The sequence below is a fragment of the Paeniglutamicibacter psychrophenolicus genome (assembly GCF_030812255.1).
In the GTDB taxonomy this organism is placed as follows: domain Bacteria; phylum Actinomycetota; class Actinomycetes; order Actinomycetales; family Micrococcaceae; genus Paeniglutamicibacter; species Paeniglutamicibacter psychrophenolicus_A.
The window spans coordinates 1-26,297 of the sequence record NZ_JAUSSH010000021.1; the positions used below are offsets into that span (position 1 = coordinate 1).

A 26,297-nucleotide genomic window follows, 5' to 3' on the forward strand; every position below is an offset into this window, starting at 1 on the left:
CCCGGGGGCGGCCCCCCCCCCCGCCCCCCCCCGAACCCCCCCCCCCCCCCCCCCGCACCAACAACCCCGGGGGGGGCCCCCCCCCCGGGGGGGCCCCCCCCCCCCCGCGGGTCTTGGTGTGTACCTTCGCGGGTGCCGGGAATCCCCCGATTCACGTATTCTTTCCCGGCACCCGCGAAGGGAGCATGGCTGGTTCAAGGTCCCGGCGGTCGCCCACCGTGGTGGGGGCGCGGACGGCCAGGGAACGTGCCCGCGGCTAGATGGCGGCCGGCCCGGCCCGGCCACGGGGCCGCAGGCGCCCTCGCTGGCGGGCCGTTCGCGGATCGTTGACGGGAACCCCCATAGCCGTCAACGATCCGCCGCGCACAACGGGAACGGCCTTGTCGAGCGATGCGAATCCTGCCTGCGCCATGGGCCGTCCCTCCTGCTTGGTGTGCTACCCGTGAGATTACCGAAGCGGCAGGTCAGGCGGGAGAGGAAGGCGGGTTTCGGGGAGGGAATTCTTGGGACGCCGCCCGGGGTGTTGGGAAAATCGAGACAGTCGCCGCTTCGCGCTTCGGGTTACGGCGCCTCTCCGGTGCGCAGGTCGATGGTGGCGACATGGATCCCCCCGACGTAGACGTGCAGGTCCCCGGCGGCCGCCGGGGCCTCTGCGCCAAGGAGGGTGCCGGAGATCTCGAGGCGAAATCCCGGGGCACCGGGCGCCGGGAAATCGAGCATCCGGTACATGCCGTCGCCGGATTCGGCTTCCGGGGCGGGGGACACGGTCAACGTGCCCAGCCGATCCAGGTAGCCCTGGTCGATGCACAGCGTGAGTGGTTCGTTGATTCCTGCGATCGAGCGGATCTCGATGGCCAGCGTGGCGGGGCCGCCGGGAAGGTCGGAGCCGTGGGTGTGCACGGTGACCGCGTAGCCGCTGCCCCGGCCGGCCCCCATGCCGCCCAGCCCGTCGATCCCGGGCAGCTCCGGATCCAGCGGGGTCGAGTCGGGCAGTTCCGGTTCCTGCGCCGGAGGTCCGGGGAACGTGTCCATCGTGCTTCCTCTCGTTCCCGCCCTCGGGGGCTTCGATGCGGTTGGCGGGTGGAATCCCTCCCTGCCACCGTCTCGCTCCGTGCCCCGGGCGTCAAGTGCCCGCGACGCCGAAAACTCGGTCCGGATTCCGTCCCGGAGTGCATGGGCCGGCGCGGTTCCGGGGGACGGAGGGATGGCGGCCTTCCCTTTACACGCCGCCTGTGGGTGGTGAATGCTGTCCCTAGTGCCGCAACGGCAACAATCCCGCCGGCCACGGACCGAGGCCGCGGGCCGGAGGGCGAATGCATGAGGGGTGTGAAGGCTTGTGGAAGGGATCCGCTTGCGCGTCCAAGACGCCATGCAATCGCACAACGACGGCCTGACGCAGGCGAAGGTGGCCCGGCAAATCGGCATGAGCCGCGATGCGCTCAGCCGCTCCCTGAGTGGGCAGCGGAACTTCAGCGCCACCGAGCTGGCGAAGCTTTCCAAGGTGCTCGAGGTGTCGCTGAGCTGGCTGGTCACCGGGGACCCGCGCCCCGAGGGATCCACTGGCCGGGACGGGCAGGGTGCGGGCTGGAAGCACGATTCCGTGGCGGAGACCGTGGCCTTCCCCGCCGGGGCGTATCGGGAGGTGGGACTCGGCACCGGGACGGTGCCGCAGCTCGAGCCCGGCCTGGACCCCGAGGAGGGCGCGGCGGAGGTCGCGAGGGTGCTGGATGAGGCCTTGGGCAAGGCCTTCGTGCATGACCTGCCCGCGGCCATCGAACAGGCCTATGAGATCGGGGTGTTCGTGGCCGCCGAGGGGCCGGCGTTCGACGCCCGGGCCATGCGGACCGACGAGGTCACCTACATCATGGTGCGCGGCACCGGGGCCTGGTACCAGGCGAACCTGGTGCTGGCCCGCGAGCTGGGCGCGCTGCTGGGCAGGCGGCACGAAGGCATCGGCATCCGCGCGCAGGCCGAGGACGGCTGGGCCCTCGACTTCGCACTGGCGCTGCTGCTGCCCGCCGCGCGGTTGCGGTCGGTCGACTGGAACCGGCAGACCCCGCGCGAGCTGGCCGGGTTCCTGTGGGAATCCGGGGCCTCGGCCAGGGCGCTGGCGCACCGGCTCGACGCACTGGGCATCGCCCGCGGCCCGGCGCTGGTGCATGCCGACGAGGGAACCTTGCAGCTGCTGGTCTGGCAGGATCCCGAGTGCCTGAGCCACCACCGGGCCAGGGCGTACCGGGCCCCGCGGATTCCGGCGGACCTGCTTGGTGCGCACCTCTCCGGCATGCGCCGCGGCGTGGTGGACGGATCCTCGCTGGCCTGGATGCTTGACACCCCGCTGGAGGAGCTTTGAGGGTGGAACGGCCACCAGGCCCGGCCACCGGTGGCCACTGACTGCTGCCACGTTGTTCGACGGGCCCTGCCCCGGATCGAGGCAGCCTCGGTGTCGCCGGCGTCGCACCGGAGACGCCGGTTTGGCCGCAGAATTCCAGCTACGCGTTGCCAGAAGGTTGGAAAGCGGCGGCGCGCGCAGTAGCGTGGCTAGCACGGATACGGGCGTGCAATGAGCACGGACATCGGGCGGAGCCGGTTTCGCACCCGGGCACGTAGCGCGGCGTCGAGCCACGTTCGGTCAACCGCATGTGAAGCAGAAGTGACACCGGCCCGCATCAACCCATCGGGAGGGAAACACACCATGCCAAAGGACAAGACTCCGCAGATCAAGGACGACGAACTTTACGAGAAGCTGCGCGATGAGGGAAACTCCAAGCAGAAGTCCGCGCGGATCGCCAATGCAGCCGCCAAGGAAGGCCGCTCGGTGGTGGGAGCCCGCGGGGGAAAATCCGGTGGCTACGAGGACTGGACCGTTCCCGAACTCAAGGAACGGGCCAAGGAAATCGGGTTGCACGGATATTCGAAGCAGACAAAGGACCAGCTGATCGAGTCCCTGCGCAACTCGTGACGGCCCACCCCGGAAGGGAGAACCACATGGCACACACCAATTCCGGGCAGGAATCCGCGGCGGTGCCTCCGGAGAAACCCGCAGGGCATGAGACGCTGGATAGTTTCGATCCGTTGCGCGACGCGGAGACCCTGCTCACCGACGAGGACACGCAGGCCGCCGCCGACCACGTCCCCCAGGAACCCGCTGTGGAAGAATCCGCCGGTCAGGACTCTGCCTCGACGAGTGGCACAGAGGATGGGCGGCGCCAAGACCGCGGATGAACGAGGGGCCCGGCAGCAGCTGCCGTTGCATCGGCGACGGTGCACGTCGGATCCACACGCCGCCGAATAGCCGGAGCCGCGATCCCGGGAATCATGCTTCTGCCAGCGGGGCAGGGACACGGAATTCAGTCCTGTCCAGGTCCCAGCCAAAATGGTATGCAGTGGGCTTGCAGGCCATGGCGAACACCTGAAAATCGGACCGATGGCTTCTCATCGTTGTCCGTGGAACCGGGCAATCGCGCATTGAAGGTCGGGCGAGCAACCGTCCGGCGACCGGCTGTCATTCAACCAGGAGGGCCGCGGCATTGGTGACGACGCCCAACAGACCGCCGAAGGCGAGGCTTTCGCGCTGAAGCCGCGCACCATTGCCATCGGCGAGCATGCGACTGAGCGCCGCTTCCACTTCCTCCTTGTCTCCGCTTTCCTCCAGGGCATCGCCAATGCGCCGCAACAGGGCACCAACCATGCGTTCGGGGGATACCGACCGTCCGGTCTCGGGATCCAGCTGGTTTCCGTCCAGGCCATGTTTGGCTGCCTGCCAGGTGGCGAGGTCGAGCAATTCACTGCGCAACCCGGATTCGGGCAGAGGCTGGTGGACAGATGTTTCAACCAGTGCCCTGATGGCCAAGGCCAGCGCCACCGAATCCGCGGCCCGAAGCTGCGCATCGGCGACACGGATCTCGACGGTTGGATAGTTGTGGGACAAGCGCGCCGCCCAGCCGATGTGGCCGGCATCCAGGACCACGTCGGAACCCAGGACCTGGGAGAGGAACTTGTAGTAGTCCTCGGGACCGGCAAAGTAAGGCTGGATTCCCTGGACGGACCACATCCTGTAGTGGATGCTGCGCCACGAGGCAAATCCTGTGTCCATGCCCCGCCAATACGGCGAATTCGCGCCGATCGCCACCAGAATGGGCAGCCATCTGCGCAACCCGTTCAACGCAAGGATCCCGGCTTCCGAGTCCGTGATAGCGACATGCACGTGCATTCCCGAGACGTATTGCTGGCTGCTGATCCCCGGCAGGTAGCGGTGTATTTTCCGATATCGCTCAACCGGGGCGATGGTTGCCGAGCCTTCGGACATCAAGGGAGCAGCGCCCATCGAAACCGCCACCAGGTTGCTGGCTGACGCGGTGGTCGCCAGGTTTTGGCGAAACCGACGCAACGAAGCCAGCGCTTCGTGGGATGCGGAACAAACGGGTGTTGCCATTTCCACTTGGCAGTCCAGCAACTCGTGTTGTGATTCGCTGGCCCCCGCCCGGATCGACATCAGGCGCTTTCGGGTGCCCTCATCGGGAACGGCAGGGAGCCCCGAGGCTGGGTCCAACAGGAAGAATTCCTCTTCAATGCCAAAGGTGCTCATGACCTGTGCCTTTCTGTAAAACGAAGCGTGAACCCGCGGCTCCGTCCGCATATGTGTGGCGAAGAAGTCGGCGGGAAGCCGGGGGTCTGCGTGTTCGCCGCAGCGCAATGCTCCGTCGCCCCGTCGCCTCGGTGGCGCATGTCTATTGGCTCGGGGGGACCCTGCGACCGAACGTCCATGGCGGCGGCCACCGTGGATCCAGGACATGCGCCACGTCGATCAGTGGCATCCGTGCGCTGACAGGTGCCGTTGTCCCGCACGCGGCGCCCGGAGTTCCCTACCCACCCGGAGGCCGAAGTGGTCATGATGGGAAAGGTGGTTCATGTTGTTCTCCTCCGTCGGGATCGTCCGCGTCAAAATGGCAACGCTGGCTGGGGCAGCAGCGCACCGGCATGTTGCTACTGTGCCGCGTCCGGAATGAACCGTCAAGGATTCCAACACCGTTGTCCCCAGAGCATTGGCCGGGACGACCCATGAAGTCCCGAGCTCCCGCCGACGACGGGCACCGATCGCCGGGGCCCGGAGCGGCAGGCGATCGGGCCCCGGCCCATCGACAGGTTCCGGTACTCCGGTTGCGGGCGTAAAGTCGCAAAAGCGACATGTGCCTTTACACGGAGGGCCCAATGCGGCGATGCTGTGCATGACATGTGAGCGGCGCGTACGCCAACGTGCGCCGTTCCGCCGGGAAATCATCCAAAAGCGGGGAAGGCAGGGCAGATGGAACAAATACGGTTGCGGGTCATGGATGCGATCAGGTCGAACGACGGGGGATTGAACCAGGCAGCGATTGCCCGTCAGGTCGCCATGACGCAGGATGGCCTGAGTCGGTCCTTGAGTGGACAGCGGAATTTCAGTGCCAGCGAGCTGGCCGCGTTGGCAAAGATCCTGCGGGTTTCCTTGCAATGGCTGGTGACAGGCGACCCGCGAAGCACCGGGCATGAACCGGCGGACTGGGACCGCGGGAGTCCGCCCATTGGCACGGAACGGCCGGACCGGGTGGCGGAGACCGTGGCGTTTCCGGCCGGGGCCTATCGGGAAGTTGGCATGTCCACCCGATCGGTGCCCGCCATTGCACCGGGAACGCCTCCGGACGCGGCCGCAGCCGAGGCAGCTGTCGGGCTTGAAGCGAATTCGCCGGACCCATTTATTTACGATCTTCCCGCTGCAATCGAGCACACCTACGGCATCGGGGTGTTCGTGGTGGGCGAGGGACCTGCATTCGATGCCCGCGCCATGGCCATCAGCAAGGTGACATATGTGGTGGTGCGCGGCACAGGTGCGTGGTACCAGGCCAATCTGGTGCTGGCGCGTGAACTGGGAGAACTTGTCCAGGGCCGGCAACCGAGCATTGGACGCCGCAGGACCTCGTCAGACAGCTGGTCCACCGACTTTGCCTATTCCCTCCTGCTGCCCGAAGCGGTGCTGCGCTCCATCAACTGGAACAGGCAGACGCCCCGGGAGCTGGCTGACTTCTTGTGGGAGGCAGGTGTCTCGGCCAAGGGGCTGACCCATCGGCTCAAATCCCTGGACATCCAGCCAGGACCGGCCTTGGTGCATGCGGACGAGGGGACCTTGCAATTGCTGGTTTGGCAGAACCCCGAATGCCTCAGCCATCCCCGGGCCCGGGCTTACCGGGCCCCGCGCATCCCCTACAACCTGTTCAACGCGCATCTCAAGGGCATGCGCGAGGGCCGGGTGGATGGCACTTCCTTGGCTTGGATGCTGGACACGCCGCTGTCGGAACTCTAGGCACGTGCATCGGGTGGCCCTGGTGGCTTGATGCTTCCGGCCTTGCCTGGCGTTGTGTGATTCGAACAGCGGCAGATCCAGTCTTCAACGGGCGTAGCTCCGGGCCAACCAACCCGATATGGCACCTGGCCCTCGGAACCGTGACCCGGTTCCGAGGGCACCCGAATCGGGCAGGATCGATGCCGCGGATGGAACACGTTCCGTGTCCGGGCGAAAAGAGGAGCCGGCCCGTCATCGAGCCGGCTCCTTTTCCACGCGCCGGGCCTACTCGCGGTTGATGTCCTTGACTTCATCCTTGGCGCGTTCGCCGGCCTGCTTTGCCTTGGCCACGGTCTGGTCCTTCAGACCCTCGGCCTGCAACGTTTCGTTGTCGGTCGCGTCACCGGTCTTTTCCTTGATCTTGCCGGCAGTTTCCTGGGTCTTGTTGCTGATCTTGTCGCCGAGTCCCATGGGGGTTCCTCCTTGCTGTGCTTCTACGATGGATTGCCGCGCCGGTTGATGCGTGCGCCCGTAAGGTCCCGCATATTCCGGGTTCATTGGTGGGGGTCTCGTGTCTCTCCCTTCGTGGCGTGGGGTCGGGAAGCTTGAGGGCCGGAGCCGGATTCGGCTCCGAGGGGCTAGATGCTTCTGTCGATGCGGCGGTGGTATCGCATACCGGCATGACCGCCCAGGACCGCGGCAACCAACGGGATTACCAAGGCAATGACGAGCACTATCCAGCCCAACAACCCCATGTTCCATTGTTGCGGAACCAATGGGCTGCCGTTGAGCTGGCGCCATGCGTCGAAGTTGATGTCTGGAACCATGGTCAGGGCAGCCACAACGATTGCGGCAACTATCGCCCAGACCCACACTGCCACGCCCTGACGGCCACCATGGAAGCGGGCCATGCGACCTGCCACGTAACCGCCGCAGAAGTAGGCGATTAGCAGCACCAGGACCAAGGCTGCAGCGGAAATCCACGCTGCCGTGTCCGGGTTGCGTGCCATGTTCTCGGCGGCGGACCCCAAGTTGGTCTTGGTGGCAAATCCGACGCCGGCGCCAAACGCGGTGAGAAGTGCGGTGAGCAGCACGCTCATCCCCATGGCAACGACCCAGCCGAAGAACGTGCTTCCGACCTTGACGCCGCCGAATTCCCGGCTCTCGCGGGAGAGTCGTTCATGGCTGCGGTAATCGGCCGTGCTTGATCCGGAATCTGTGGTTTCCAACGAACAACCTCTTTCAAAATTGAAAACGGACAGTGGCTTGTGGCGGCGCACCCGCCCTTTGCTGCGGCGGCCGCGTTCTTAGGGGTCCATCCGGTGCAGGGGGCCGGGGCCCTTCGCCTCGGGTCCCTCTTCGGTCGCCGTGCGCGGTCCCTCTGCCAATTGCTGTTCTTCACCTCTGGCCTTCGCGTTCCGGGCCTTGTCTTCGGCTGGTTGAAGGTCTGCGTCACCGGGTGAACCGGGATCTGACGTGGGGCCGGGGCCGGGCACGGATTCCTCGCGGCGGGCCGAAGCTGCGGCATCGTGCCGGCGAATGCGGGAGGTCCTTGGCACTTGGCTATCACGAACCGGATCCGGGTGCCCTGCCGGGTTCCGCCGATCCGACACTGATTCCTCGGGGTCCGGAATGCGCGACTGGCCAAGGCCTGCCTGCGAGTAGTAGTCAAAAAGCCGGTCTTCGTCGTCGGGGCTGAGATGGCCACTTGGGTCGATCTCGGGAGCGTCCTTGACAAAGTGCTTGGTGAATTTCACGTACAGATTGCCCTTGGTGATTTCCGCATCCGAGAGCGGTACGAAGTTCTCCTTGGAGCCGAACAGCCCGGTGTTGACGGTGGCAAAGTGCGGCAGATCGGTTCCATCATCCAGGTAGATCTGACCGAGCGTGCCAATCTTCTCTCCGTCGGAACCAAACACGCTCGTCTTGGATTCCAGCAAGGGCTTGAAGTCTTCGTAGTTCAACATGGTGTTTTTCCTTTCCTTGCAGGCATCGGAGGAGTTCCACGTCGGGTCCGGCATCTGGCCGGTACTCCCACTGGCGTTTCCATGGGAAAAGCAACTGCCGGACCCGCCTGGCCAGTCGGCTGGTCTTCGGCAGCCGTCGGAGGTACCCGAGTCATCCATGGCCTCCTTCCGATCCTGGAACCTCGGCGCGGTACTGTGGCGCCAATGTCGATTCGGCCGATTGTTCCTGACAATAGCCAAACACCGCCGCCAAGCCGGTTCAAGGAAGTGTCAAGCCGTTGGGGACAAGCTGCCGCATGGGGAATAAAAGTATCGCGAAAATACCAAGACTCGTTGCCGCAACTCGGCGCCGCAACTCTGCGCCGCATGCCTTTGCTCCCGCATGTTTGAGCAAGTAGGGCCCGCTGGTCCGGCGCCGCGGGAGCCGACCGCAGGAACCATGCTGGCCGCCCCCAACCGATGCAGCCAGAGGTGGCCGAGGCATCGAAAGCGGTTCCGGCAGTCGTCGGGGAAGCCTGTGCGGTCGCGCCGTGCCCAGCTGGAATGCTGGTGCTTCCGTGCGCGGGATGAGCCTACGAACCGATATCGGGATCCATGGCCGCATAATACTCATCGAGCATGTATTTGGCCTCCTCGCCAAGCTCCGCGGCGGGATCGATGTTCGGCGCGTGCTTAATGACGTCCTTGGCATAGCGGACCTGAAGATGTCCGTCGGTGAACACTGCGCCGTTGAGTGAGACCAGCGCTTCCTCCGAGCCGAACAAGCCCAGATGGACGCTGACGAAGTCGGCGTCCCCGGTGCGCACGTCCATGAAAATGTTTCCCAGCGTGCCGACCTTTTCCCGTGAGGGCCCATAGACCGTGCTCTTGGCCTTCTTCAAAGCGTTCAGGTAGCCGTGGCCCAGCATGACGTTGTCCTTACCGGATGGTCCCTCCGGGTGCGGTTCACCAACGGACCGGCTCGGCTGCCGACCGTAGCGATGGTTCCCGAGTAGGTACGACGTTGGCAGGCAAAGGCGCCGGGCATCCATAACAAGCAAAGCACCGCGCTCCGTCCCGTTCAAGGACAATGCATGCCGAATGCCGCCGGCCCGGTCCCCTTGCAGGAAACCGGGCCGGTTCGGTTGGCTCAGGATGGGTCAAGGCACTAGGCGAGCTTGAGGACCTTGTCGGTCTCGGCGCGCACCTCTGCGTAGAGGGAGGGGTTCTCGTTGAGCTTCACGCCGTAGGACGGGATGATCTCCTTGAGCTTGGACTCCCAGGAAGAGAACTGCTTCGGGAAGCAGCGGCCCAGCAACCCGATCATGATCGGGGTCGCGGTCGAGGCACCCGGGGAGGCGCCGAGCAGGCCGGAGATGGTGCCGTCCTCGGAGGTGATGACCTCGGTGCCGAACTGCAGCACCCCGCCCTTCTTGGCGTCCTTCTTGATGACCTGGACGCGCTGTCCGGCGGTGATCAGTTCCCACTTCTCACCCACGGCCTCGGGCAGGTACTCGCGCAGCGCGTCGTCCTTCTTGGTCCGGGACTTGAGCACTTCCTTGATCAGGTACATGGTCAGGTCCAGGTTGTCCCTGCCCACGGCGAGCATCGGCAGGATGTTGTGCGCGCGGATGGAAAGCGGCAGGTCCAGCAGCGAGGAGGTCTTGAGGAAGTTGGTGGAGAATCCGGCGTAGGGGCCGAACATCAGCGAGCGCTTGCCGTCGACGAAGCGGGTATCCAGGTGCGGCACGCTCATCGGCGGGGCGCCGACCGAGGCCTGCCCGTAGACCTTGGCGTGGTGCTGGTCGATGACTGTCTCGTCGGTGCAGCGCAGGAACTGGCCGGAGACCGGGAAGCCGCCGAAGCCCTTGATTTCCTCGATGCCGGCCTTCTGCAGCAGGCCCAGGGCCCCGCCGCCGGCGCCGACGAAGACGAACTTGGCCTTGACGGCGCGCTGGGCCTTGGTGGCGTTGTTGCGGACCGTGACGGTCCAGCCGGCGCCGTCGCGCTTGATGCCCTTGACGCGGTGGCCGTAGTTGACCTCGGCGCCGTTGGCGGCGAGGTCGTCGGTCATCTGTCGGGTGAGCGAACCGAAGTCCACGTCGGTGCCGGAGGTGACGCGGGAGGCTGCCACGCGCTGGGACTCGTCGCGGCCGTTGGCCACCAGCGGGGTCCAGGACTTGATGGTGTCCAGGTCCTCGGTGTGCTCGATCTCGTTGAACAGCGTGTTCGGCTTCAGGGCCTCGTAGCGGGTCTTGAGGTACCTGGCGTTGTCCTCGCCGATGACGAAGCTCATGTGCGGCAGCGCGTTGATGAAGGTGGACGGATCGCCGACCTGCTTGTTCTTCACCAGGTGGGAGAAGAACTGGCGCGTGACCTGGAACTGCTCGTTGATGCCGATGGCCTTGGCCGGGTCGACGGTGCCGTCGGGGCCCGCGGCGGTGTAGTTCAGCTCGCACAGGGCCGAGTGGCCGGTGCCGGCGTTGTTCCAGGGTGAGGAGGACTCGAGGCCGGCCTGGTCCAGGTTCTCGAAAAGTCCAATGCTCCACCCCGGCTCCAGTTGCTTGATCAGGGTTCCGAGCGTTGCGCTCATGACACCGGCGCCGATGAGGACGACGTCGAATGACTGCTGGGTGGATTCAGAAGGCACGGGGGGATCTCCATTGAAAGTTCTTCTAGACTCTACGCAAGGGTAGCTTGATGCGGGCGGGTCCAGGAAATTGGTCGCTTGACATCGAGGGTGTTAAGTGTTCAGCCTCACATCGGAGAAAACCTCGTCCAATACCGGGGAGGAAGGATAGTTCTTCACGGTGTCGTTGAAGGCAAGCCCGGAGATCGGGAAGGCCAGCGGCAGTGCCGGCAAATCCCGGGCCAGGGTGTTGGACAGATCCTCGTAGGCGGCCACGCGTTCCTCGCCGGCGGGCATGGAGCGGGCCAGCAGCACCTGGGCGGTGAGGATGGGGGAGGCGTAGTCGAATTGCCGGTTGTTCGAGGCGAACAGCGCGCCCATGAAATCGTCCGGGTCCCGGTAGCCGCCGTTGAAGCCCAGCAGGTGCAGCCCCGGGATGTTTCCCGAGCGGACCTTGGACACGTAGCCGTCGGTCCAGTCGATGGGCACCGGCCGGATCTTGATGCCGACCAGGGCCAGCTGCCGGGAGAGCTCGGCATAGATGAGCTCGGGCAGCGGCAGGTAGGCCCGGGAGATGTTCAGCGGGTACAGGAACGGGATGGGGGTGCCGTCGTAGTCGCAGGATTCGAGAAGCTCCTTGGCGCGCTTGGCGTCGGGCCCGTAGTACGTGTCGGAGGTCTTGATGCCCAGCGAGGCCGGCAAAAAGCCGCGGGCCTCCTTGGTGCCGGAGATGAAGAACTGCTCGATGAGCCTGTTCCGGTCGATGCCGTGGGCGATCGCGCGGCGGAACTCGTCCTTGGCCAGCCACTCGTTGGACCGGTTCATGCCCAGGTAGGTGACCGAATACGGGTCGCGCTGCACGATCAGCTTGCCCTCGCGCACCAGCTCGCGCAGGCCCGTGACGGTGACCATGTCGAAGCCGTCGATTTCCTTCCGGCCCAGCGCCCCCAGGCGCCCGGCCGGTGTGCTGATCTCCTGGAAGACCACGATCGTGGGGGCGGTGGTGTTGGCCGCGACGGCGTCGGCGTCCCAGTAGTCGGGGAAGGAGCGCAGCGTGATGGCCCCGTCCTTCCAGGCCATGAACTTGTAGGGCCCGGTGCCCACCGGCTGCGCGGAGAGCGCCGAGTCCGTCCGCCCGGACTCCGGCGCGGTGGCCAGGGCCTTGGGGGAGGCGATGGCCAGACCGGGCAGCGTGAGTGCCTCGATGAGACCGGTAATGGGCTTGCGCAGCGTGAGCACCACGGTGTGGGTGTCGGCGGCCTTGATTGATCCGAAGTAGCTGGCGGTCCCGCCGGTGTTGGCGCCCACGAAGGGGTCGTCCGTGAGTTGCTTGCGCAGGGATTCGAGCAGTTCGAGCTGGGCGGCGTGGTGGGCAGCCTGTTGCGGGTCGACGATTTCGCCGCCGTTGGCATCGAGGGTCGGCTCGGGTTTGGGGATGCTCTTGGGCAGCACCGGCAGCTGGTCGTTGTGCCGGAAGACCTGGGTGAAGCCCTGGTCGGAGTTGGCGCGCACGTCGGCGGGCAGGGCCACCCAGTGCTCGAAGTTGGTGACCACGGCCGCCGCGTTGAAGTCGGTGCCGTCGTGGAACTTGACCCCGTGGCGCAGGACGAAGGTGTACTGCAGCCTATCGGGGCTTACGATCCAGTCGGTGGCCAGCAGCGGGATCGGGGCGCCGGTCTCGCGGTCGACCCCGACGAGCCCCTCGTAGATCTGGCGGGTGACGCGGAAGGTCTCGTTGTCCCCGGAGATTCCCGGGTCCAGGGTCAGCGGGTCTGCGGCGGAGCCGAAGTGGAAGGTGCGGATGACCGGTTCGGTGCTGGCGGTGGTGCTGGGTGGTGCCGGGGTTTCCTTCGGGACGCAACCGGCCAGGGCCAGGGCGCCGAGCCCCAGGCCCCCGGCCAGGAAGGCGCGGCGGCTGGCGCTCGGTGGTTGAAGGCTGTGCGGCTGGCTTGGCACCAAAGACTCCTCGTCAGTGTTTTGGGCTCCACGATGGTGGCTGGCCGCTGCCGGTTGTTAACGAGCAGGGCCCCCGAAATCATCCGGGGGCCCTGCGCGATGCCGCTGGTCCCAGGGGGGATGCATGCGGCTCGGGAGTGCGAGCGGGGGGACTTGAACCCCCACGTCCGAAGACACTGGAACCTAAATCCAGCGCGTCTACCAATTCCGCCACGCTCGCAAGGCAGCGAACCGCTTTCGAAGTTCGGCAGGAATCAGTCTAGCGGAGATTTTCGGCCCGATTTATCGCTTTTGGGCTGAGGGCGAAACTTTATTTGGGGTCAATACCCAAATCACGACGCAATTTCGCAACGTGCCCGGTGGCGCGCACGTTGTACTGAGCCACCTCGACGATTCCGTTCTCGTCAACCACGATCGTGGAGCGGATCAGGCCCTCGTAGGTGCGCCCGTAGTTCTTCTTCTCGCCCCAGGCTCCGTAGGCCTCGGCCACGGCGTGGTCTTCGTCGGCCAGCAGCGGGAAGGTCAGCTCTTCCTTCTCGGTGAACTTGGCCAGCTTGGTCGGGGCGTCGGGGGAGATGCCCACGACCTGGTAGCCGGCGGAGGCCAGGGATTCGAGGGAATCGCGGAAGTCGCAGGCCTGCTTGGTGCAGCCCGGGGTGGAGGCGGCCGGGTAGAAGTACACGATGGTCTTCTTCCCGCGCAGCGAGGACAGGGTCAGTTCCTGGCCGCGGGCATCGGTCAGGGTGAAGTCCGGGGCGGTGTCTCCGGCGGAGAGCCGGACGGCTTCGGTGGTGGTGTTCTCGCTCATCGGTGTGGGTGCTCCCTAAGGTCTTGGGGTGGCGACGGGTTCTACCCATGAGCCTATCCCGAATGGGTAGTGGCAAGCCCGTGGCTGGTTGCCGGCAGCATGCCGGTGGTGCGGGTCCGTGGCTGGAAGGCAGGGTTCAGGGGCTCCGGAGGCGGCGCTATGCCAATCGTTCGTGTTTGGGGATCAGGGCGCTAGCATAAGTGATTGAGAGACATCAATCATTGAAGTGGGGACCAGTTTCATGTCCAAGAACAAATCTTCCGCCTCGTCCGCGGGCTTCGCGCTGCCCGAGGAGCTCGTTGCCCAGCGCGTGGCGTTTGCGGCATCGGGTGCAGCCGGGACACATGAAGACCAGCTGGCCAGAATCCACCGCACCGGCGCGACCAACCGAGTGGGCTCGCGCTCCGCACGCACTCGGGCGGCCATCCGCAACAACGGCTGGTGACTGGCCGACGGGCGACTACCGTCGTGCCGCGGCGCTCGGGGATTCAAGGGGTTTAGGACCAGCCCATGGTTCCGGGTATTTCCGGGGCGATCCCCGGCTCGAAGCCAAAGTGCCTGGGGGGCGATTCCTGTTCTTGGTCCGAGCCGTTCTCCCCGGTCCCTCCCAGCAGGCTGCGGGTCAGTGACGCGGCATCCGACATGAGCTCGGTGGCCGCCGCCGACAAATGCGCATCTCCCGGCTCCTCGCCGGCCAGGGCCGCAAGCAGGACGGCGCGGCGGGTCAGTTCCTTGGCAAATGAGGCGGTGGTCCCGGCGATCTGCTCGGCGATGGAAGCGATGGCCTGCGCCGAGGGGTTGAGTCTGCGCCCGTAGAGCTCCAGCAGCATCCGCCGGGCCACCGTGTCGGGACGCGGCACCGCGACGGCAAGGTCGACGCGTCCCGGGCGCTGCACCAGGGCCTCCTCGAGCAGTTCAACCCGGTTGGTGGTGAGCAGGAACGCCACATCCGCATCGGTGTCCAGCCCGTCCATGGCATCGAGCACCTCGAAGAGCAGCGGCTGGGGCCCATGGCCGAAGCTCCTGTCCTCGGCCACGAGGTCGCAGTCCTCGAGCACCACGATGGCCGGCTGCAGGGCCCGTGCCATGCGCGCGGCCTCGCTGACGAAGGCCAGGGTGTTGCCCGAGAGCAGGATGATGGTGTGCCCGGCCGCTGCCGAGGCCAGGTAGCGCACCGTGTGCGTCTTGCCGGTGCCCGGAGGACCGTAGAGCAGCACCCCGCGCTTCAGGTGCGCCCCGTGCGCCAGGAGCTTCTCGCGGTGCTTGCCGACGCCCAGGACCTGTGCCTCGATCCGCTCGAGGGTCCCCGGCGGCAACACCACGTCCCCGGCCGCCACGTTGGCCCGGCGGTGGAAGGTGATCCCCGCGGCGGACGAGGAATAGTCGTTGGCGGTGAAGGAGATGACGTGGCCGCGGAAGATGCTGTTTTCGCGAAGGGACGTCTTGAAGTGCTTGAGGAACTCATCCACCGCATCCGGGCTGGCTCCGAGGACTTCCACGGTGGCGCGTTCGCGGCCGTACTGGGGATTGGCTTGCCGCATCAGCACCGCCATGGGGTTTCCGGCGCGGGTGAAGAGGAAGAGTCCGAAGGAGACGATTCGGCGTTCCTCGTCCGGGCCGACCGAAACTGTCTCGTAGTCCGGCTCGCCGAGCCACCCGGCATGCATGCCGTTGCTGGAGACCAGGTCCGAAAGGTCCATGTGGTGGCGCTGCTGGCCGGTCAGTCCGTGGATCCGTGCGCCGGAGTCGGCTTCAACCAGATCGTTCAGGATTCCCGAGGCGTCCGCCAGCCGATGTGCGGGAAAGGATTCGACCACTACGGGCAGTCGCCCCGGCTCCGTGCCGAGGTGCGCCGCGACAGCCGGCAGCAGCGGGGTGCCGCCGGTGACGTCGGAGGCCATGGAGGCCAGGGTTGTTAGCTTGGAGAAATCGCGAAGGAAGGATGCCAGCTGTTCGTCCATGAGCGGAGCCTATCAGCGGGCACCAATGATTTGGGCGACGTCAGCGGGAAAACGAAAGACCCGACCTGTCGAAACAGATCGGGTCTTTCTCACCGTGCACCCCTCGGGACTTGAACCCGAAACCCATTGATTAAGAGTCAATTGCTCTGCCAATTGAGCTAGAGGTGCTTAGTCGCTTCGGTCAGCGCCCCGTGCGGAGCCCGTCCTTGCGACGCAGATAATCATAACCAGAAAGTGCCGTGGAAATAAAATCCCTGATTCTACGAACGAGCGGCATGCCAAATACCTTGATTTCATGCGGATTTCAGCGTCTTTCCAGGTGTGAAACTTGATGCTTTGGCGCCTTGGGAGGTGAAATGGGGTTTGTGATGGTGGGCACAATTCACGATTCGGGCCGCTTTCGTGACTGAACAGCTCGAACGCGTCGCATTCGAAATGTGGTCCACGGCCTCATGAATGCGAAACACGGCAAGGAGTACATCAAGTCCGCCCATGGCTACCTGAGGCATTACCGCCTCGATCGGACCGGGGTCTACGCGCCGACGAGGGTCGAGGGGCAGCTGAACTGCACCAGCACCGCTTGGTACCCGTTCTGCGCCTATTCCTGACCGGGGATTCCACCGCCGCGGATCTTCCCGATGTCGACGCGACCGTCGCGGAACGGGACGCCTTCGGCCTCCAGCAACGCCCGCGCGCCTCCGTCGTGGCAGGTGGCCGGCGTGCCGTCGGCGTACACCACCCGCCACCACGGCACATCCTCGTCGAGCCGGGCAACCAGGCGGCCGGCCTGGCGCGGACCGACGCCCGCCAGGCGTCCGATCTCGCCGTAGCTCGCCACGGATCCCGCAGGGATCGACACCACGATTGCGCGGACAACCTCCACCGGTTCCATGCTCATTCCCCTTCGAGTGCGGGATAGGTGATCTTCCCGTTGTGCACCTGGGCGAAGGCCGTCAGCTTCGCGCGCCGGGTGGAGCTGGGCGACATGATGTCCAGGACTTCGACCCCCGCAACGATCAACGCATCGGTGACCAGTCGGCGGTGGCAGCGCCACGGGACCGCTTCGCTGCACATGATTGCCGGCACCGAGTGCCTCGCGACGGCCAGGAGTTCAGCGAGCCCGGCGGCGAAAGCATCGGTGGACATGTAATCGGCATAGTCGCGGAAGGCCTTGACCTTCCACCCGTCGTTGGGGGTTTCCGCGCCGGCGGGTGTGTACCGGCGCCCGCCCAGATCCCTGATCCAGTGGTAGCCGATGCCGACAGGCAGTTCCGCTTCGATCGATGCCTGGTTCCACTGCGGGAACTTCCTCGAGTTCGGAAACGAACGCACGTCCACCAGTTCGGTGACGCCGTTTGAACGCAGCATCTGCACCACGTCGTCAAAAACCCGGGTTGAATGGCCTATCGTCATCACCCGGGGGGCCGCCTGCCCCATGCGCTTCGTTCCCATTGTTGCCACCCTGTCGCCGGTCGTCCCGGAAGCGTCCTTCAAGGCAGCGTCGCATGCCGTCGGCGTCGGCGCAACCAGTTGTGCGCCAGTGCCGGGGGCAGCCTCCCATCCGTATTGCAGGGCGCGCAATGGGTGCAACGGGCATTCCGGGACAGTGGCCCGCCCGGAAAACCCCCGTCATCCGGCGGGCAGGGGAGTGCGGCCCACGCCGTGTCGCGGGCTGCGGATGCCTCGTGCGGTTTCCGGGAAAAGCAGAAGGCCCGGTTCGCTATGGCGAACCGGGCCTTCTTGACTGTGCACCCCTCGGGACTTGAACCCGAAACCCATTGATTAAGAGTCAATTGCTCTGCCAATTGAGCTAGAGGTGCGGCTGTTGTTTCGCTGGAAGTTCGTGGCTCCCGCGCTCTGCAACGACATGAAACTCTACCAGCTTGACGGCCGAATGCAAACCAAAGCGGTAGTTTGCGATTGACGTCACAAACATCGACTTGAGTTGGGTCGTTGCAGGGTTCCGGATGTCGGGGCCGGCGCCGCGTCATATGCGCACGCATTTATGTCCACGCAGCGTTTCATCCTTGGGTCGGCCCCCGGCGGCGACCTACGCTGATGGACATGAACCCGATTCGCGTTGTGAGCTTTCCCAGTACCCAACTCCTCGAGGCCGTTGGCCCGTTGCCCGCAGGCATCGTGGCCGGCGTCTGGGACATCGAAGGGGAGCCCGCGGGGGTGAAGCTGGAGGAGATCGACGTCGCGATTTTTCCGTACATGGCGAACTTCTCGATGCTGCAGGGAATCGGGCGGGCCAGGAACCTGAAGCTGGTCCAGACGCAGACCACCGGATACGACGGCGTGCACGACCTGGTCGGTCCCGGCGTTTCCGTCGCCACCGCGGCCGGCGTGCATGCGGCCTCGACGGCCGAACTGGCCGTGGGCCTGGCCATCGCCTCGCTGCGCGGCATCGGGGAGTCGGTGCGCGACCAGGCCGCCAACAGATGGAACCCGGCGCGCTGGCCCGGGCTGGCCGACCGCAAGGTCGCCATCGTGGGCGTCGGGGGAATCGGCGAGGAAATCCGCAAGCGGCTCGATCCATTTGAAGTCGAGTTGAGCCGCTTCGGCACCCGTGCCCGCACCGACGAGCACGGGGAAATCCTGGCGGTCGGCAACCTGCTGGACCACGCCAAGGACATCGAGGTGCTGATCCTGATCGTTCCGCACAACGCGAGCACCCACCACCTGGTTGACGCCGAGCTGCTGGCCGCCCTGCCCGATGGTGCGGTCATCGTGAATGTCGCCCGCGGCCCGGTCGTGGACACCGATGCATTGGTCGCCGAGCTGCAGACCGGACGGCTGCGCTGTGCCTCGGATGTTTTTGATCCCGAGCCGCTTCCGGCCGACCACCCGATCTGGCAGTTGCCCAATGCCCTGGTCGTGCCGCACAACGGCGGGAACACCGAGGCGTTCCTGCCGCGCATGACCGCGTTGCTCAAGCGGCAGCTGGTCGCGTGGGCCACGGGAACGACGCCGGAAAACCTGGTCCAGGCCCCGTAGGGCCGCCCTCCCTCCGGGCGTCGGGATGCCGACGGCGGGGACGGGGCCCGCGGCCCGCTTCATCCGGCGGGGCCTGCGGGGTGCACTTCCCTTGACTCGGGCCGGGTGCACGGGCCTACGGTGGATGTGTCGCGACCGCCGCCAGGGTGCCGAACACGAGGTGCTTGCAGTGGCACCGGCGCAATGCCCATGTTCCATCGACCGTGTCCCCAGCGGGCACCGAGCGAAAGCGAGTCCTGGCATGAACAGCCCCAACCCCAAGCCCGTCGTTCCCCAACCCCTCCAGGCCGGAAAGGCCAACGCGAACGCAAACCCCGACCACCCGCAGGGCAGCGACCTGACCACCAGCCAGGGCGCACCGCTGCGCGACACCGACCACTCGCTGAAGGCCGGCCCGCGCGGCCCGATCCTGCTCCAGGACCACCACCTGCGGGAGAAGATCACGCACTTCGACCACGAACGGATCCCCGAACGCGTGGTCCATGCCCGCGGCGCCGGCGCCCACGGGGTGTTCACGAGCTACGGCACCGGCTCGCGCATCTGCAGCGCCGATTTCCTCGCCGAGGGCGCCACGACGCCGGTGTTCGTCCGGTTCTCCACCGTCGCCGGGTCGCGCGGCTCGGCCGACACCGTCCGCGACACCCGTGGCTTCGCCACCAAGTTCTACACCGACCAGGGCGTCTTCGACCTGGTGGGCAACAACATTCCGGTGTTCTTCATCCAGGACGGCATCAAGTTCCCCGACGTGGTCCACGCGGTCAAGCCGCATCCGGACCTGGAGATTCCCCAGGCGCAATCGGCCCATGACACGTTCTGGGACTTCGTCTCGCTGCACACCCAGGCCCAGGCGCACACCATGTGGAACATGTCCGACCGGGGGATCCCGCGCTCCTTCAGGATGATGGAGGGCTTCGGGGTGCACACCTTCAGGATGAGCGGCCCGGACGGGTCGACCTCGCTGGTGAAGTTCCACTGGAAGCCGCGGCTCGGCGTGCATTCGCTGGTCTGGGAGGAAGCGATGCTGGCCAACGGCGCGGATCCCGACTTCCACCGCCGCGATTTGGCCGAGGCCATCAAGGCCGGGGCCTTCCCCGAATGGGAGTTGGGCGTGCAGGTGTTCGAGGACAACGAGGAGCAGATGTTCCACGGCATCGACCTGCTCGATCCGACCAAGTTCGTGCCCGAGGAGCTGGCACCGGTGATGACCGTGGGCAAGATGGTGCTGGACCGCAACCCGTCCAACTACTTCGCCGAGACCGAGCAGGTAGCCTTCCATCCGGGGCACCTGGTGCCGGGCATCGACGTGACCAACGACCCGCTGTTGCAGGTGCGCCTCTTTTCCTACATCGACACCCAGCTCACCCGCCTCGGCGGCCCAAACTTCTCGCAACTGCCCATCAACCTTCCCCATGCCCCGGTCAACGACATGCTGCGCGACGGCATGCACCAGCGCTACATCCACGAGGGAATCGCGCCCTACCACCCGAATTCGCTGGACGGGGGCTGCCCGTTCATGGCCGGCGAGGGATCCAACACGGCGCTGCCCTTCATCGACGTGCCCGAACGCGTCGCCGAATCGGTCAAGGAACGCGCCAACCCGGTGTCCTTCGACGACCACTTCTCCCAGCCGCGGATGTTTTACCGGAGCCTGTCGACGGTTGAACAGCTTCATGTCCAACAGGCCTACGCCTTTGAGCTGGGCAAGTGCGCCAGCGAGGCGGTGCGGACCCGCCAGCTCCAGGCCCTGGCCAACATCGATGCGCAGCTCTGCGCAGCCGTGGCCCGGGAACTGGGCCTCCCCGCACCGGAAGCGGACACCGAAGTGCAGGACGCGGAGTTGTGCCCGTCGGTCTCGCAGATCGGGAAAAACTGGCCGGTGGACGGCCGCGTCGTGGGGATCGTCGTCGGCCACGCAACCGAGGCCGCGGTGGTCGAACGGCTGGTCGCCGAGACCAACCTGGCGGGCATGACCCCGCTGCTGGTGGCCCCCATCGGCGGCGCGCTGGCCGACGGGTCGCCGGTGGACCGGACGCTGCTGACGGCCCGGTCCATCGAGTTCGATGCCTTGGTCGTTGCCGAGGCGCTGGCTCCGGCTCCCGGGGCACGGGTGGACCGGGACACCAAGGCGGGGGCCGTGGTCCCTCCGGAGGCCGACGGCGTGGATCCGCGGCTGGTGCTGCTGCTCCAGGAGGCCTACCGGCAGTCCAAGGCCATCGTGGCGGTGGGGCAGGGGGCAGAGGTGCTCGAACGGTCGGGGCTGCCCGCCTCGGACTTCGGCGTGGCCACGGCCGCCGTGGAGGAGGCGATAGCGGGGGTGGCCGCACTGCTGGCCGCACACCGCGCGTGGGCCCGCTTCGACACGTCCACTTCCTGAGGGCTGTTGCCTCGACGGCGGGGAGTCATTGCAGAGGGCCGGCACCGGGGAGATTCCGGGGCCGGCCCTTCTGCATGGGTGGTGTCCTCAGGTGCCTTGCAGCGGCGCCCCGTTGCAGAACGCCGACTGCGTCCGGGGCTGTCCCTGTGCCGGGGCTCCGGCCCAGACGGCTACCCGCGTTCCTTCGGCCTGGTGCGTGGCGGTGCTGCGCCGCTTCGGGGAACCGGTGTAGCGGACCCGGTCCATGGGCCGGTGCGGCACCGTTGACCGAACCAGGAAGCGGTCCTGCCAGAGCTCTGGCACCAGACCTGCGTACTGCGGCCGTTCCACCATGAAGGTGCGCATGGCGGGGCAGAACGGCATGAGGGCCAAGCGGCGCCGCATGACGTCTTCGAGGATGTGCAGGAATAGGGCGTCAACGATTTCCTCGGACTTGTAGCGGCGCTTGAGTTGCGTGTAGTGCAGCCACAGTTCTTCGCCGCGCATGCTGTACTGCACGAATCCGGCCAGGTCACCGTGCTCGTAAAGCTGGTAGCGACGCAGTTTCTGGTTGTTCTCAATGACCCGCATGGAGACCGCCCTCCGGTGTGCTGGCCGACGGGATGATGGCCGGTGGATCCGGGATGGGCGGCCGGCATCTGTTTGCGTGCCACGGGGGACGGGAGACGGGGGCATGGAATGTCTGGCCAAGGTGCAGCTTCATGGGATGCTCCAATCAAGGAAACCATGGCCCACTGCTGAACCGATTTCAGCGTATCGACAAGACCGGAAAGCGACAAGAGATCGCTGTTCCGAGGCGGATTCCGCGCGGGAGGCAGCCAACGGGCCTTGGCAAAAAGCCAAGAAGGGGCGGGACCTGGCACGCCGTGGGTACCCTGTCCCGCCCCTTCGAAGGTGCTCCCGGGGTTAGTCGACGGAGATGAACTTGACCAGGTCGCCGACCCTGTCCTCGGGATAGTTCTTGGCGATGTCGCCCTGGCTGAGCATGCCGACCAGGGTGTGGCCGTCAATGACGGGCAACCTGCGCACTTGGTGCTCTTGCATGGTCCTGATTGCTTCCTCGACGCTGTCGTCGGCCCCGATGGTGACAGGTTTTCCCTCGCCGAGGTCTCCCGCCCGGGTGTTGCGCGGGTCCCCGCCCTGGGCCAGGCACTTGACGACGATGTCGCGGTCCGACACAACGCCCTTGAGCCGGTTGTCCTCGCCGCAGATGGGTAGCGATCCGACGTCGAGTTGCAGCATCTTTCGTGCCGCTTCCTCGAGGGTTTCGTTCTCGCCGATGCATTCGGCCGAGCCGGTCATGATTTCGCGTGCGGTTGTCATGGGTCCCCCTGCGTGGGTTGGATTGGATCTTGCCTGCCTTGGGCCCGTGTTCGCCAAGGGCCTTCGGGGGTTCCGGCGCTCAGCGCGGGCCGGGTTGCCTTCCCCTTGCCCGGAAAGTGGATGCTGCGCATGAATCCCGGATCGGCCCCGGAGGAATGGTTTGCTCCTTCGGCGGGGACCGGGTCCAGTCGGAACCCTCCGGCGATTCCCACGCTACGGACGGGCCACGGCGCTGTCCATTGATTCGCGCACCACGGCGAGAACAGATTGGCGATGCTTCCACGGCCGGGCCCATTGGTTTCAAACCGGGCGGCAAAGCCAACAGCGATGAGGTGCCGGGATGACAAACGCTGGTCTTCGGCCCCGGGCCGCGGCACAGTGGTGTACAGAACCGAAGGGAGACGCCCATGGCACCGAGAAATTCCGGGGAAACGGTATCGATTGCAGGACGGGTGCTGCGGGTCAGCAATCTCGACAAAGTGCTTTACCCGGAGACGGGGACCACCAAGGGGGAGGTGCTGGACTACTACGCCCGGGTTGCCCCGGTGCTCGTTCCGCTGGCGGCCCGGCGGCCGGCGACCCGCAAACGCTGGGTCAACGGGGTTGGGACGCAGGAAAAGCCGGGCAAGGTGTTTTTCCGCAAGGATCTTGAGGACTCGGCACCGGACTGGATCCCGCGGGGAACCATCAAGCACAAGGACCACGAGAACATCTATCCGCTGGTCGACGATGCGGCGGTGCTCACGTGGCTGGGACAACTGGCTGCCCTGGAGATCCATGTGCCCCAGTGGCGTTTCGACATGGAGATGGCCCCGGCGAATCCCGACCGCATGGTGCTGGACCTGGACCCGGGCCCGGGCGTCGATCTGGCCCAGTGCGCCGTCGTTGCGTTGCTGTGCCGCGAGGTGCTCTCCGGCATGGGACTTGAGGCCTATGCAGTGACGTCCGGCTCCAAGGGAATCCACCTCTACGCCGGCCTGGACGGAACCCATACCTCGGACCAGATCTCACAGGTTGCCCGCGAGCTGGCTCGACACCTCCAACAAGATCATCCGGAACTGGTCGTGGCAGAGATGAAGAAGTCCTTGCGCGAGGGCAAGGTGTTCATTGACTGGAGCCAAAACAACGCTGCCAAGACCACCATCTGCCCGTATTCGCTGCGCGGACGAGCGCGGCCTATGGTTGCCGCACCACGCACCTGGGAGGAGATCGGAGAGCCGGGCCTTCGCCAACTCGACTTCCACGAGGTGCTCGAACGCGTGGAGGCGGGACTCGACCCGATGGCGACGCTGGGCCGGACCGCGCCCCCGGCACCCGATCGGCTGGAGACCTACCGGTCCAAGCGCGACGCGGCATCCACTCCGGAACCTGTTCCCGAAGCGGCCGCATCAGCGCGGGGGACCGGCGGCGAGGCGAGCTTTGTGATCCAGGAACACCACGCTCGGGCCCTGCACTGGGACTTCCGGCTGGAGCACGACGGCGTCCTGGTGTCCTGGGCGGTACCCAAGGGCCCACCCCTTCGGAGCGGTGTCAGCCGCCTGGCGGTGATGACCGAAGACCACCCGCTGGACTACGGAGAATTCGAGGGGACGATCCCCGCTGGCCAATACGGTGCCGGGACCGTGGAGATCTGGGACAGCGGTTCCTGCCGGATCGAGAAGTGGAACGAGGGCGCAGAGGTCATCGCCGAGCTGCGGGGGAGACCGGACGGAGGGCTCGGCGGAGTGGCCCGACGCTATGCGCTGATCCATGCCCCGCGCATGGGCAACGAGAAGAACTGGCTGCTGCAACTCATGAAGGAGCAACCCCGCGAGAACGGCACCGGCCACGACGCAGATGCAGGCCGTGGAACGACCAGGCACGCCGGGAAATCGCCCAGCGCAGCCAAATCTTCCTCGCAGTCCCCGGAGCGCGCGAAACAGGACCTGCCGCGCGCCATGTTGGCCACCGCCGGAAAACCCGGTGAGCTCGATGAAGACGAGGCCTGGGCCTACGAAATGAAGTGGGACGGGTATCGGACCGTGGTCGGCGTCGCGGCCCGGCAGGCCATTTTGCACAGCCGCAACGGCAACGATCTGACCGCCAAGTACCCGGAGCTGCAGGAGCTCGCGGACCGGGCTCCGGAGGGTGCGGTCCTGGACGGTGAGATCGTGGCATTGGACAGCAACGGCCGACCGGATTTCGGCCTGCTGCAGGCCAGGAGCGAAGCCGGAAAGAAGAACGGTGGAGGTGCCAAGGCGCCCATGGCCGAGGTGCACCTGATGCTGTTCGACGCGCTTCGGCTGCCGGCGGTGGATGGGAAGCGGGGCAAGACCAGTGACCGCCCCGGCACGGTGGAGGATTTGATGTCCTTGCCCTACCTCGAGCGGCGGCGACGGCTGGCCGAACAGGTATCCGAAGGCAAACACATCCATGTGCCCCCTGTTCACGAGGGAACGTTGGAAGAGGCCATGGAATCCAGTGCCGAGTTGGGCCTGGAAGGCGTGGTGGCCAAGGAATCTTCCTCGACCTACCGCCCGGGCAAGCGCAGCAAGAGCTGGGTCAAGTTCAAGAACGAACTGCACCAGGAGGTGGTGGTCATTGGCTGGCGGCAGGGCAACGGTGCGCGCAGCGACACCCTTGGCTCGTTGCTGCTGGCCGTGCACGAGGATGGGGCATTGCACTATGCCGGGCGAGTGGGAACCGGGTTCTCCGCCGACGAGTTGCGTCGAATCCGTGGTGAACTCGAGCAACACCGGCGCAAGACCCCTGCTGCCAAGGATGTGCCTGGCATCGACCGCACCGATGCCATCTGGGTCTCACCCAAGTTGGTCGGCGAGGTCCGATACACCGAACGCACGCGGGACAAGAGGTTGCGCCACCCGGTGTGGCGCGGGTGGCGCAGGGACAAGGAACCAGCAGCGGTGCGATGGGAAGCTTGAACCGGTGGCTGCGGAGCCCTTGATCTTGGTTGCGGCAGTGTCCTCGATGAAGTAGGACTGGCCCAGGAAGAACTTTCGTGGCCTCGGGCAGGACGGCGGGCGTACTGGCCGCGACGACGAGGTCCCGGTGCGGGTTTCCCGCAGAGCCGTATTGGTTTGACCATGGCCTTGAACCCGCCAGGAACGATGGAGGTACTGAGCCGCAACCAACCGGTGAACCGACCAGCGTCGCGGCGACGGCCGCCACGGGCGCGCTGAAGACTCATCGCTCCTGCAAACAACGGCGATTGGCTCCGACGTGTGTTCGTCCGTCCCGAGTTGGCCCGGGACACGGCAGACTCAGCGGTGCGACGGGTGTGGCCTAGAACTGTTTTCGGGCGACGCGGCTCCTTCCGGTTCGGTCACGTCGTCGAGCCCGGGCGTCGGGCCGGAGGAACCCTGCAGGTTCTTGGGGTTCACGTCCGTCATGCGGCCTCCCGCGCGGGACCCATGCGTGTTCGCCCGGGCTTGGATGGGCACGAAGAATCCGTGGTGCCGCAGCAGCCCGGCGGCGCTGGTCGGTTCGTCTCTGCGAACCAGGGGTTCCTAGAGCTCCGCACAATCCCGGCAGATCATCACGCCGTCCACGACCTTGGCAACCTGGCTTCGGTGTCGAACGGCAAAACATTCCCCGCACACGAACTCATCCGAGGCCTGGGGAACGACCTCCACCACGAGCTCGTCGAGCACGATTGCGCCCGGGGGCTCAGTTCCTTCGGAAAGGTCCGCTTCCTCCAACTCGGCCTGGACCCTCTTGGCATCGGGCGCATCCATTTGCCTGACGGCTTTCAAGGTGCGCTCGGACGCCTCGGCCACATCGGGGCGGCTTTCGTCGTAGTCCTGGCTCATGATCGATCCTCTCCGCTTTTCCGGGTTGGCCGAAATGCCAGACGCCGCCGGACGGTGGAACAAGCACGGGTACCGGACCAGGCCACTGCATCGCGCCGTCCTGAAACGGCTTTTGCGGCAATGATTGTCCGCTCAACTGCGGCAGGCATGACGTTGTGCACGGGGATCCCCTTGC

The 26,297-nt window shown here is 65.9% G+C and carries 24 protein-coding genes, 3 tRNA genes and 1 pseudogene; 10 read left to right on the forward strand and 18 right to left on the reverse strand.

The window, feature by feature from the left end; genetic code table 11:
- Positions 1 to 561: 561 nt before the first annotated feature.
- Positions 562 to 1,032, reverse strand: a complete 471-nt coding sequence (locus J2T21_RS19625) for a hypothetical protein (RefSeq protein ID WP_307583786.1) — start codon at positions 1,030 to 1,032, stop codon at positions 562 to 564.
- 319 nt (positions 1,033 to 1,351) lie between these two features.
- Between J2T21_RS19625 and J2T21_RS19630 the strand changes: the two genes are divergently transcribed.
- The 3 genes from J2T21_RS19630 (at position 1,352) to J2T21_RS19640 (ending at position 3,225) form a co-directional block, all read left to right on the forward strand.
- Positions 1,352 to 2,353, forward strand: coding sequence for a helix-turn-helix domain-containing protein (locus J2T21_RS19630; RefSeq protein ID WP_307583787.1), 1,002 nt, complete (start codon positions 1,352 to 1,354; stop codon positions 2,351 to 2,353).
- 342 nt (positions 2,354 to 2,695) lie between these two features.
- Positions 2,696 to 2,962, forward strand: a complete 267-nt coding sequence (locus J2T21_RS19635; protein ID WP_307583789.1) for a DUF7218 family protein — start codon at positions 2,696 to 2,698, stop codon at positions 2,960 to 2,962.
- A 26-nt stretch (positions 2,963 to 2,988) separates the two neighbouring features.
- Entirely contained in the window at positions 2,989 to 3,225 is a 237-nt protein-coding gene (locus tag J2T21_RS19640; RefSeq protein WP_307583791.1) for a hypothetical protein, read from the forward strand.
- Between the two features lie 280 nt (positions 3,226 to 3,505).
- Here J2T21_RS19640 and J2T21_RS19645 read toward each other — a convergent pair whose 3' ends face one another.
- Positions 3,506 to 4,588, reverse strand: a complete 1,083-nt coding sequence (locus tag J2T21_RS19645; protein ID WP_307583792.1) for a carboxylate-amine ligase — start codon at positions 4,586 to 4,588, stop codon at positions 3,506 to 3,508.
- Positions 4,589 to 5,329: 741 nt separating this feature from the next.
- Here J2T21_RS19645 and J2T21_RS20920 point away from each other — a divergent pair.
- Positions 5,330 to 5,485 (forward strand): annotated as a pseudogene (locus J2T21_RS20920) (helix-turn-helix domain-containing protein); the annotation flags it as partial.
- A gap of 147 nt (positions 5,486 to 5,632) precedes the next feature.
- Positions 5,633 to 6,337, forward strand: coding sequence for an ImmA/IrrE family metallo-endopeptidase (locus tag J2T21_RS19650; RefSeq protein WP_307583794.1), 705 nt, complete (start codon positions 5,633 to 5,635; stop codon positions 6,335 to 6,337).
- A 264-nt stretch (positions 6,338 to 6,601) separates the two neighbouring features.
- Here the strand turns inward: J2T21_RS19650 and J2T21_RS19655 are convergent, their stop codons facing one another.
- The 8 genes from J2T21_RS19655 to bcp all read right to left on the reverse strand — a co-directional run bounded on the left by J2T21_RS19655 (position 6,602) and on the right by bcp (position 13,655).
- The gene (locus tag J2T21_RS19655) at positions 6,602 to 6,787 is read right to left on the reverse strand and encodes a CsbD family protein (RefSeq protein WP_307583795.1); all 186 of its coding nucleotides are present in this window, start codon (positions 6,785 to 6,787) and stop codon (positions 6,602 to 6,604) included.
- A 167-nt stretch (positions 6,788 to 6,954) separates the two neighbouring features.
- The gene (locus tag J2T21_RS19660; protein ID WP_307583797.1) at positions 6,955 to 7,545 is read right to left on the reverse strand and encodes a hypothetical protein; all 591 of its coding nucleotides are present in this window, start codon (positions 7,543 to 7,545) and stop codon (positions 6,955 to 6,957) included.
- Between the two features lie 78 nt (positions 7,546 to 7,623).
- Positions 7,624 to 8,442 (reverse strand): PRC-barrel domain-containing protein, encoded by an 819-nt coding sequence (locus tag J2T21_RS19665; protein WP_307583798.1) that lies wholly within the window; start codon positions 8,440 to 8,442, stop codon positions 7,624 to 7,626.
- Between the two features lie 413 nt (positions 8,443 to 8,855).
- On the reverse strand, positions 8,856 to 9,191 hold the full coding sequence (locus J2T21_RS19670; protein ID WP_307583799.1) for a hypothetical protein: 336 nt from the start codon (positions 9,189 to 9,191) through the stop codon (positions 8,856 to 8,858).
- Between the two features lie 239 nt (positions 9,192 to 9,430).
- The gene (locus J2T21_RS19675) at positions 9,431 to 10,912 is read right to left on the reverse strand and encodes a malate:quinone oxidoreductase (protein ID WP_307583800.1); all 1,482 of its coding nucleotides are present in this window, start codon (positions 10,910 to 10,912) and stop codon (positions 9,431 to 9,433) included.
- Positions 10,913 to 11,005: 93 nt separating this feature from the next.
- The gene (locus J2T21_RS19680; RefSeq protein ID WP_307583801.1) at positions 11,006 to 12,847 is read right to left on the reverse strand and encodes an ABC transporter substrate-binding protein; all 1,842 of its coding nucleotides are present in this window, start codon (positions 12,845 to 12,847) and stop codon (positions 11,006 to 11,008) included.
- A 138-nt stretch (positions 12,848 to 12,985) separates the two neighbouring features.
- Positions 12,986 to 13,067, reverse strand: a tRNA-Leu gene (locus tag J2T21_RS19685).
- Between the two features lie 90 nt (positions 13,068 to 13,157).
- Positions 13,158 to 13,655, reverse strand: a complete 498-nt coding sequence (gene bcp / locus J2T21_RS19690; protein ID WP_307583803.1) for a thioredoxin-dependent thiol peroxidase — start codon at positions 13,653 to 13,655, stop codon at positions 13,158 to 13,160.
- 241 nt (positions 13,656 to 13,896) lie between these two features.
- Between bcp and J2T21_RS19695 the strand changes: the two genes are divergently transcribed.
- A complete protein-coding gene (locus tag J2T21_RS19695) occupies positions 13,897 to 14,100 on the forward strand; it encodes a hypothetical protein (protein WP_307583804.1) in 204 nt (67 codons plus the stop codon).
- A 52-nt stretch (positions 14,101 to 14,152) separates the two neighbouring features.
- Here the strand turns inward: J2T21_RS19695 and J2T21_RS19700 are convergent, their stop codons facing one another.
- Together J2T21_RS19700 and J2T21_RS19705 are read right to left on the reverse strand one after the other, a co-directional pair.
- The gene (locus J2T21_RS19700) at positions 14,153 to 15,616 is read right to left on the reverse strand and encodes an AAA family ATPase (protein WP_307583805.1); all 1,464 of its coding nucleotides are present in this window, start codon (positions 15,614 to 15,616) and stop codon (positions 14,153 to 14,155) included.
- Positions 15,617 to 15,711: 95 nt separating this feature from the next.
- Positions 15,712 to 15,784: transfer RNA gene (locus tag J2T21_RS19705), tRNA-Lys, on the reverse strand.
- A 284-nt stretch (positions 15,785 to 16,068) separates the two neighbouring features.
- Here J2T21_RS19705 and J2T21_RS19710 point away from each other — a divergent pair.
- Positions 16,069 to 16,224, forward strand: coding sequence for a hypothetical protein (locus J2T21_RS19710; RefSeq protein ID WP_307583807.1), 156 nt, complete (start codon positions 16,069 to 16,071; stop codon positions 16,222 to 16,224).
- On the opposite strand, the gene J2T21_RS19715 is transcribed toward J2T21_RS19710, so the two are convergent.
- The 3 genes from J2T21_RS19715 to J2T21_RS19725 form a co-directional block, all read right to left on the reverse strand.
- Positions 16,215 to 16,514 (reverse strand): MGMT family protein, encoded by a 300-nt coding sequence (locus J2T21_RS19715; protein WP_307583809.1) that lies wholly within the window; start codon positions 16,512 to 16,514, stop codon positions 16,215 to 16,217. The genes J2T21_RS19710 and J2T21_RS19715 overlap by 10 nt on opposite strands.
- A complete protein-coding gene (locus tag J2T21_RS19720) occupies positions 16,511 to 17,068 on the reverse strand; it encodes a DUF488 domain-containing protein (protein ID WP_307583811.1) in 558 nt (185 codons plus the stop codon). Before J2T21_RS19720 ends, J2T21_RS19715 begins: the two co-directional genes overlap by 4 nt.
- A 295-nt stretch (positions 17,069 to 17,363) precedes the next feature.
- Positions 17,364 to 17,436: transfer RNA gene (locus J2T21_RS19725), tRNA-Lys, on the reverse strand.
- A 244-nt stretch (positions 17,437 to 17,680) separates the two neighbouring features.
- Here J2T21_RS19725 and J2T21_RS19730 point away from each other — a divergent pair.
- Positions 17,681 to 18,616, forward strand: a complete 936-nt coding sequence (locus tag J2T21_RS19730; protein WP_307583813.1) for a 2-hydroxyacid dehydrogenase — start codon at positions 17,681 to 17,683, stop codon at positions 18,614 to 18,616.
- Positions 18,617 to 18,857: 241 nt separating this feature from the next.
- Positions 18,858 to 20,990 carry a catalase gene (locus J2T21_RS19735; RefSeq protein ID WP_307583815.1) on the forward strand — a complete coding sequence of 711 codons (2,133 nt, stop codon included), beginning with the start codon at positions 18,858 to 18,860 and terminating at the stop codon, positions 20,988 to 20,990.
- A gap of 87 nt (positions 20,991 to 21,077) precedes the next feature.
- On the opposite strand, the gene J2T21_RS19740 is transcribed toward J2T21_RS19735, so the two are convergent.
- Both J2T21_RS19740 and J2T21_RS19745 read right to left on the reverse strand, forming a co-directional pair.
- A complete protein-coding gene (locus J2T21_RS19740; RefSeq protein WP_307583817.1) occupies positions 21,078 to 21,560 on the reverse strand; it encodes a GNAT family N-acetyltransferase in 483 nt (160 codons plus the stop codon).
- Positions 21,561 to 21,896: 336 nt separating this feature from the next.
- Entirely contained in the window at positions 21,897 to 22,313 is a 417-nt protein-coding gene (locus J2T21_RS19745; RefSeq protein ID WP_307583819.1) for a CBS domain-containing protein, read from the reverse strand.
- 407 nt (positions 22,314 to 22,720) lie between these two features.
- Between J2T21_RS19745 and J2T21_RS19750 the strand changes: the two genes are divergently transcribed.
- Positions 22,721 to 25,234, forward strand: a complete 2,514-nt coding sequence (locus J2T21_RS19750) for an ATP-dependent DNA ligase (RefSeq protein ID WP_307583823.1) — start codon at positions 22,721 to 22,723, stop codon at positions 25,232 to 25,234.
- A 585-nt stretch (positions 25,235 to 25,819) separates the two neighbouring features.
- Here J2T21_RS19750 and J2T21_RS19755 read toward each other — a convergent pair.
- A complete protein-coding gene (locus J2T21_RS19755; protein WP_071216563.1) occupies positions 25,820 to 26,122 on the reverse strand; it encodes a DUF4193 family protein in 303 nt (100 codons plus the stop codon).
- Positions 26,123 to 26,297: the final 175 nt, after the last annotated feature.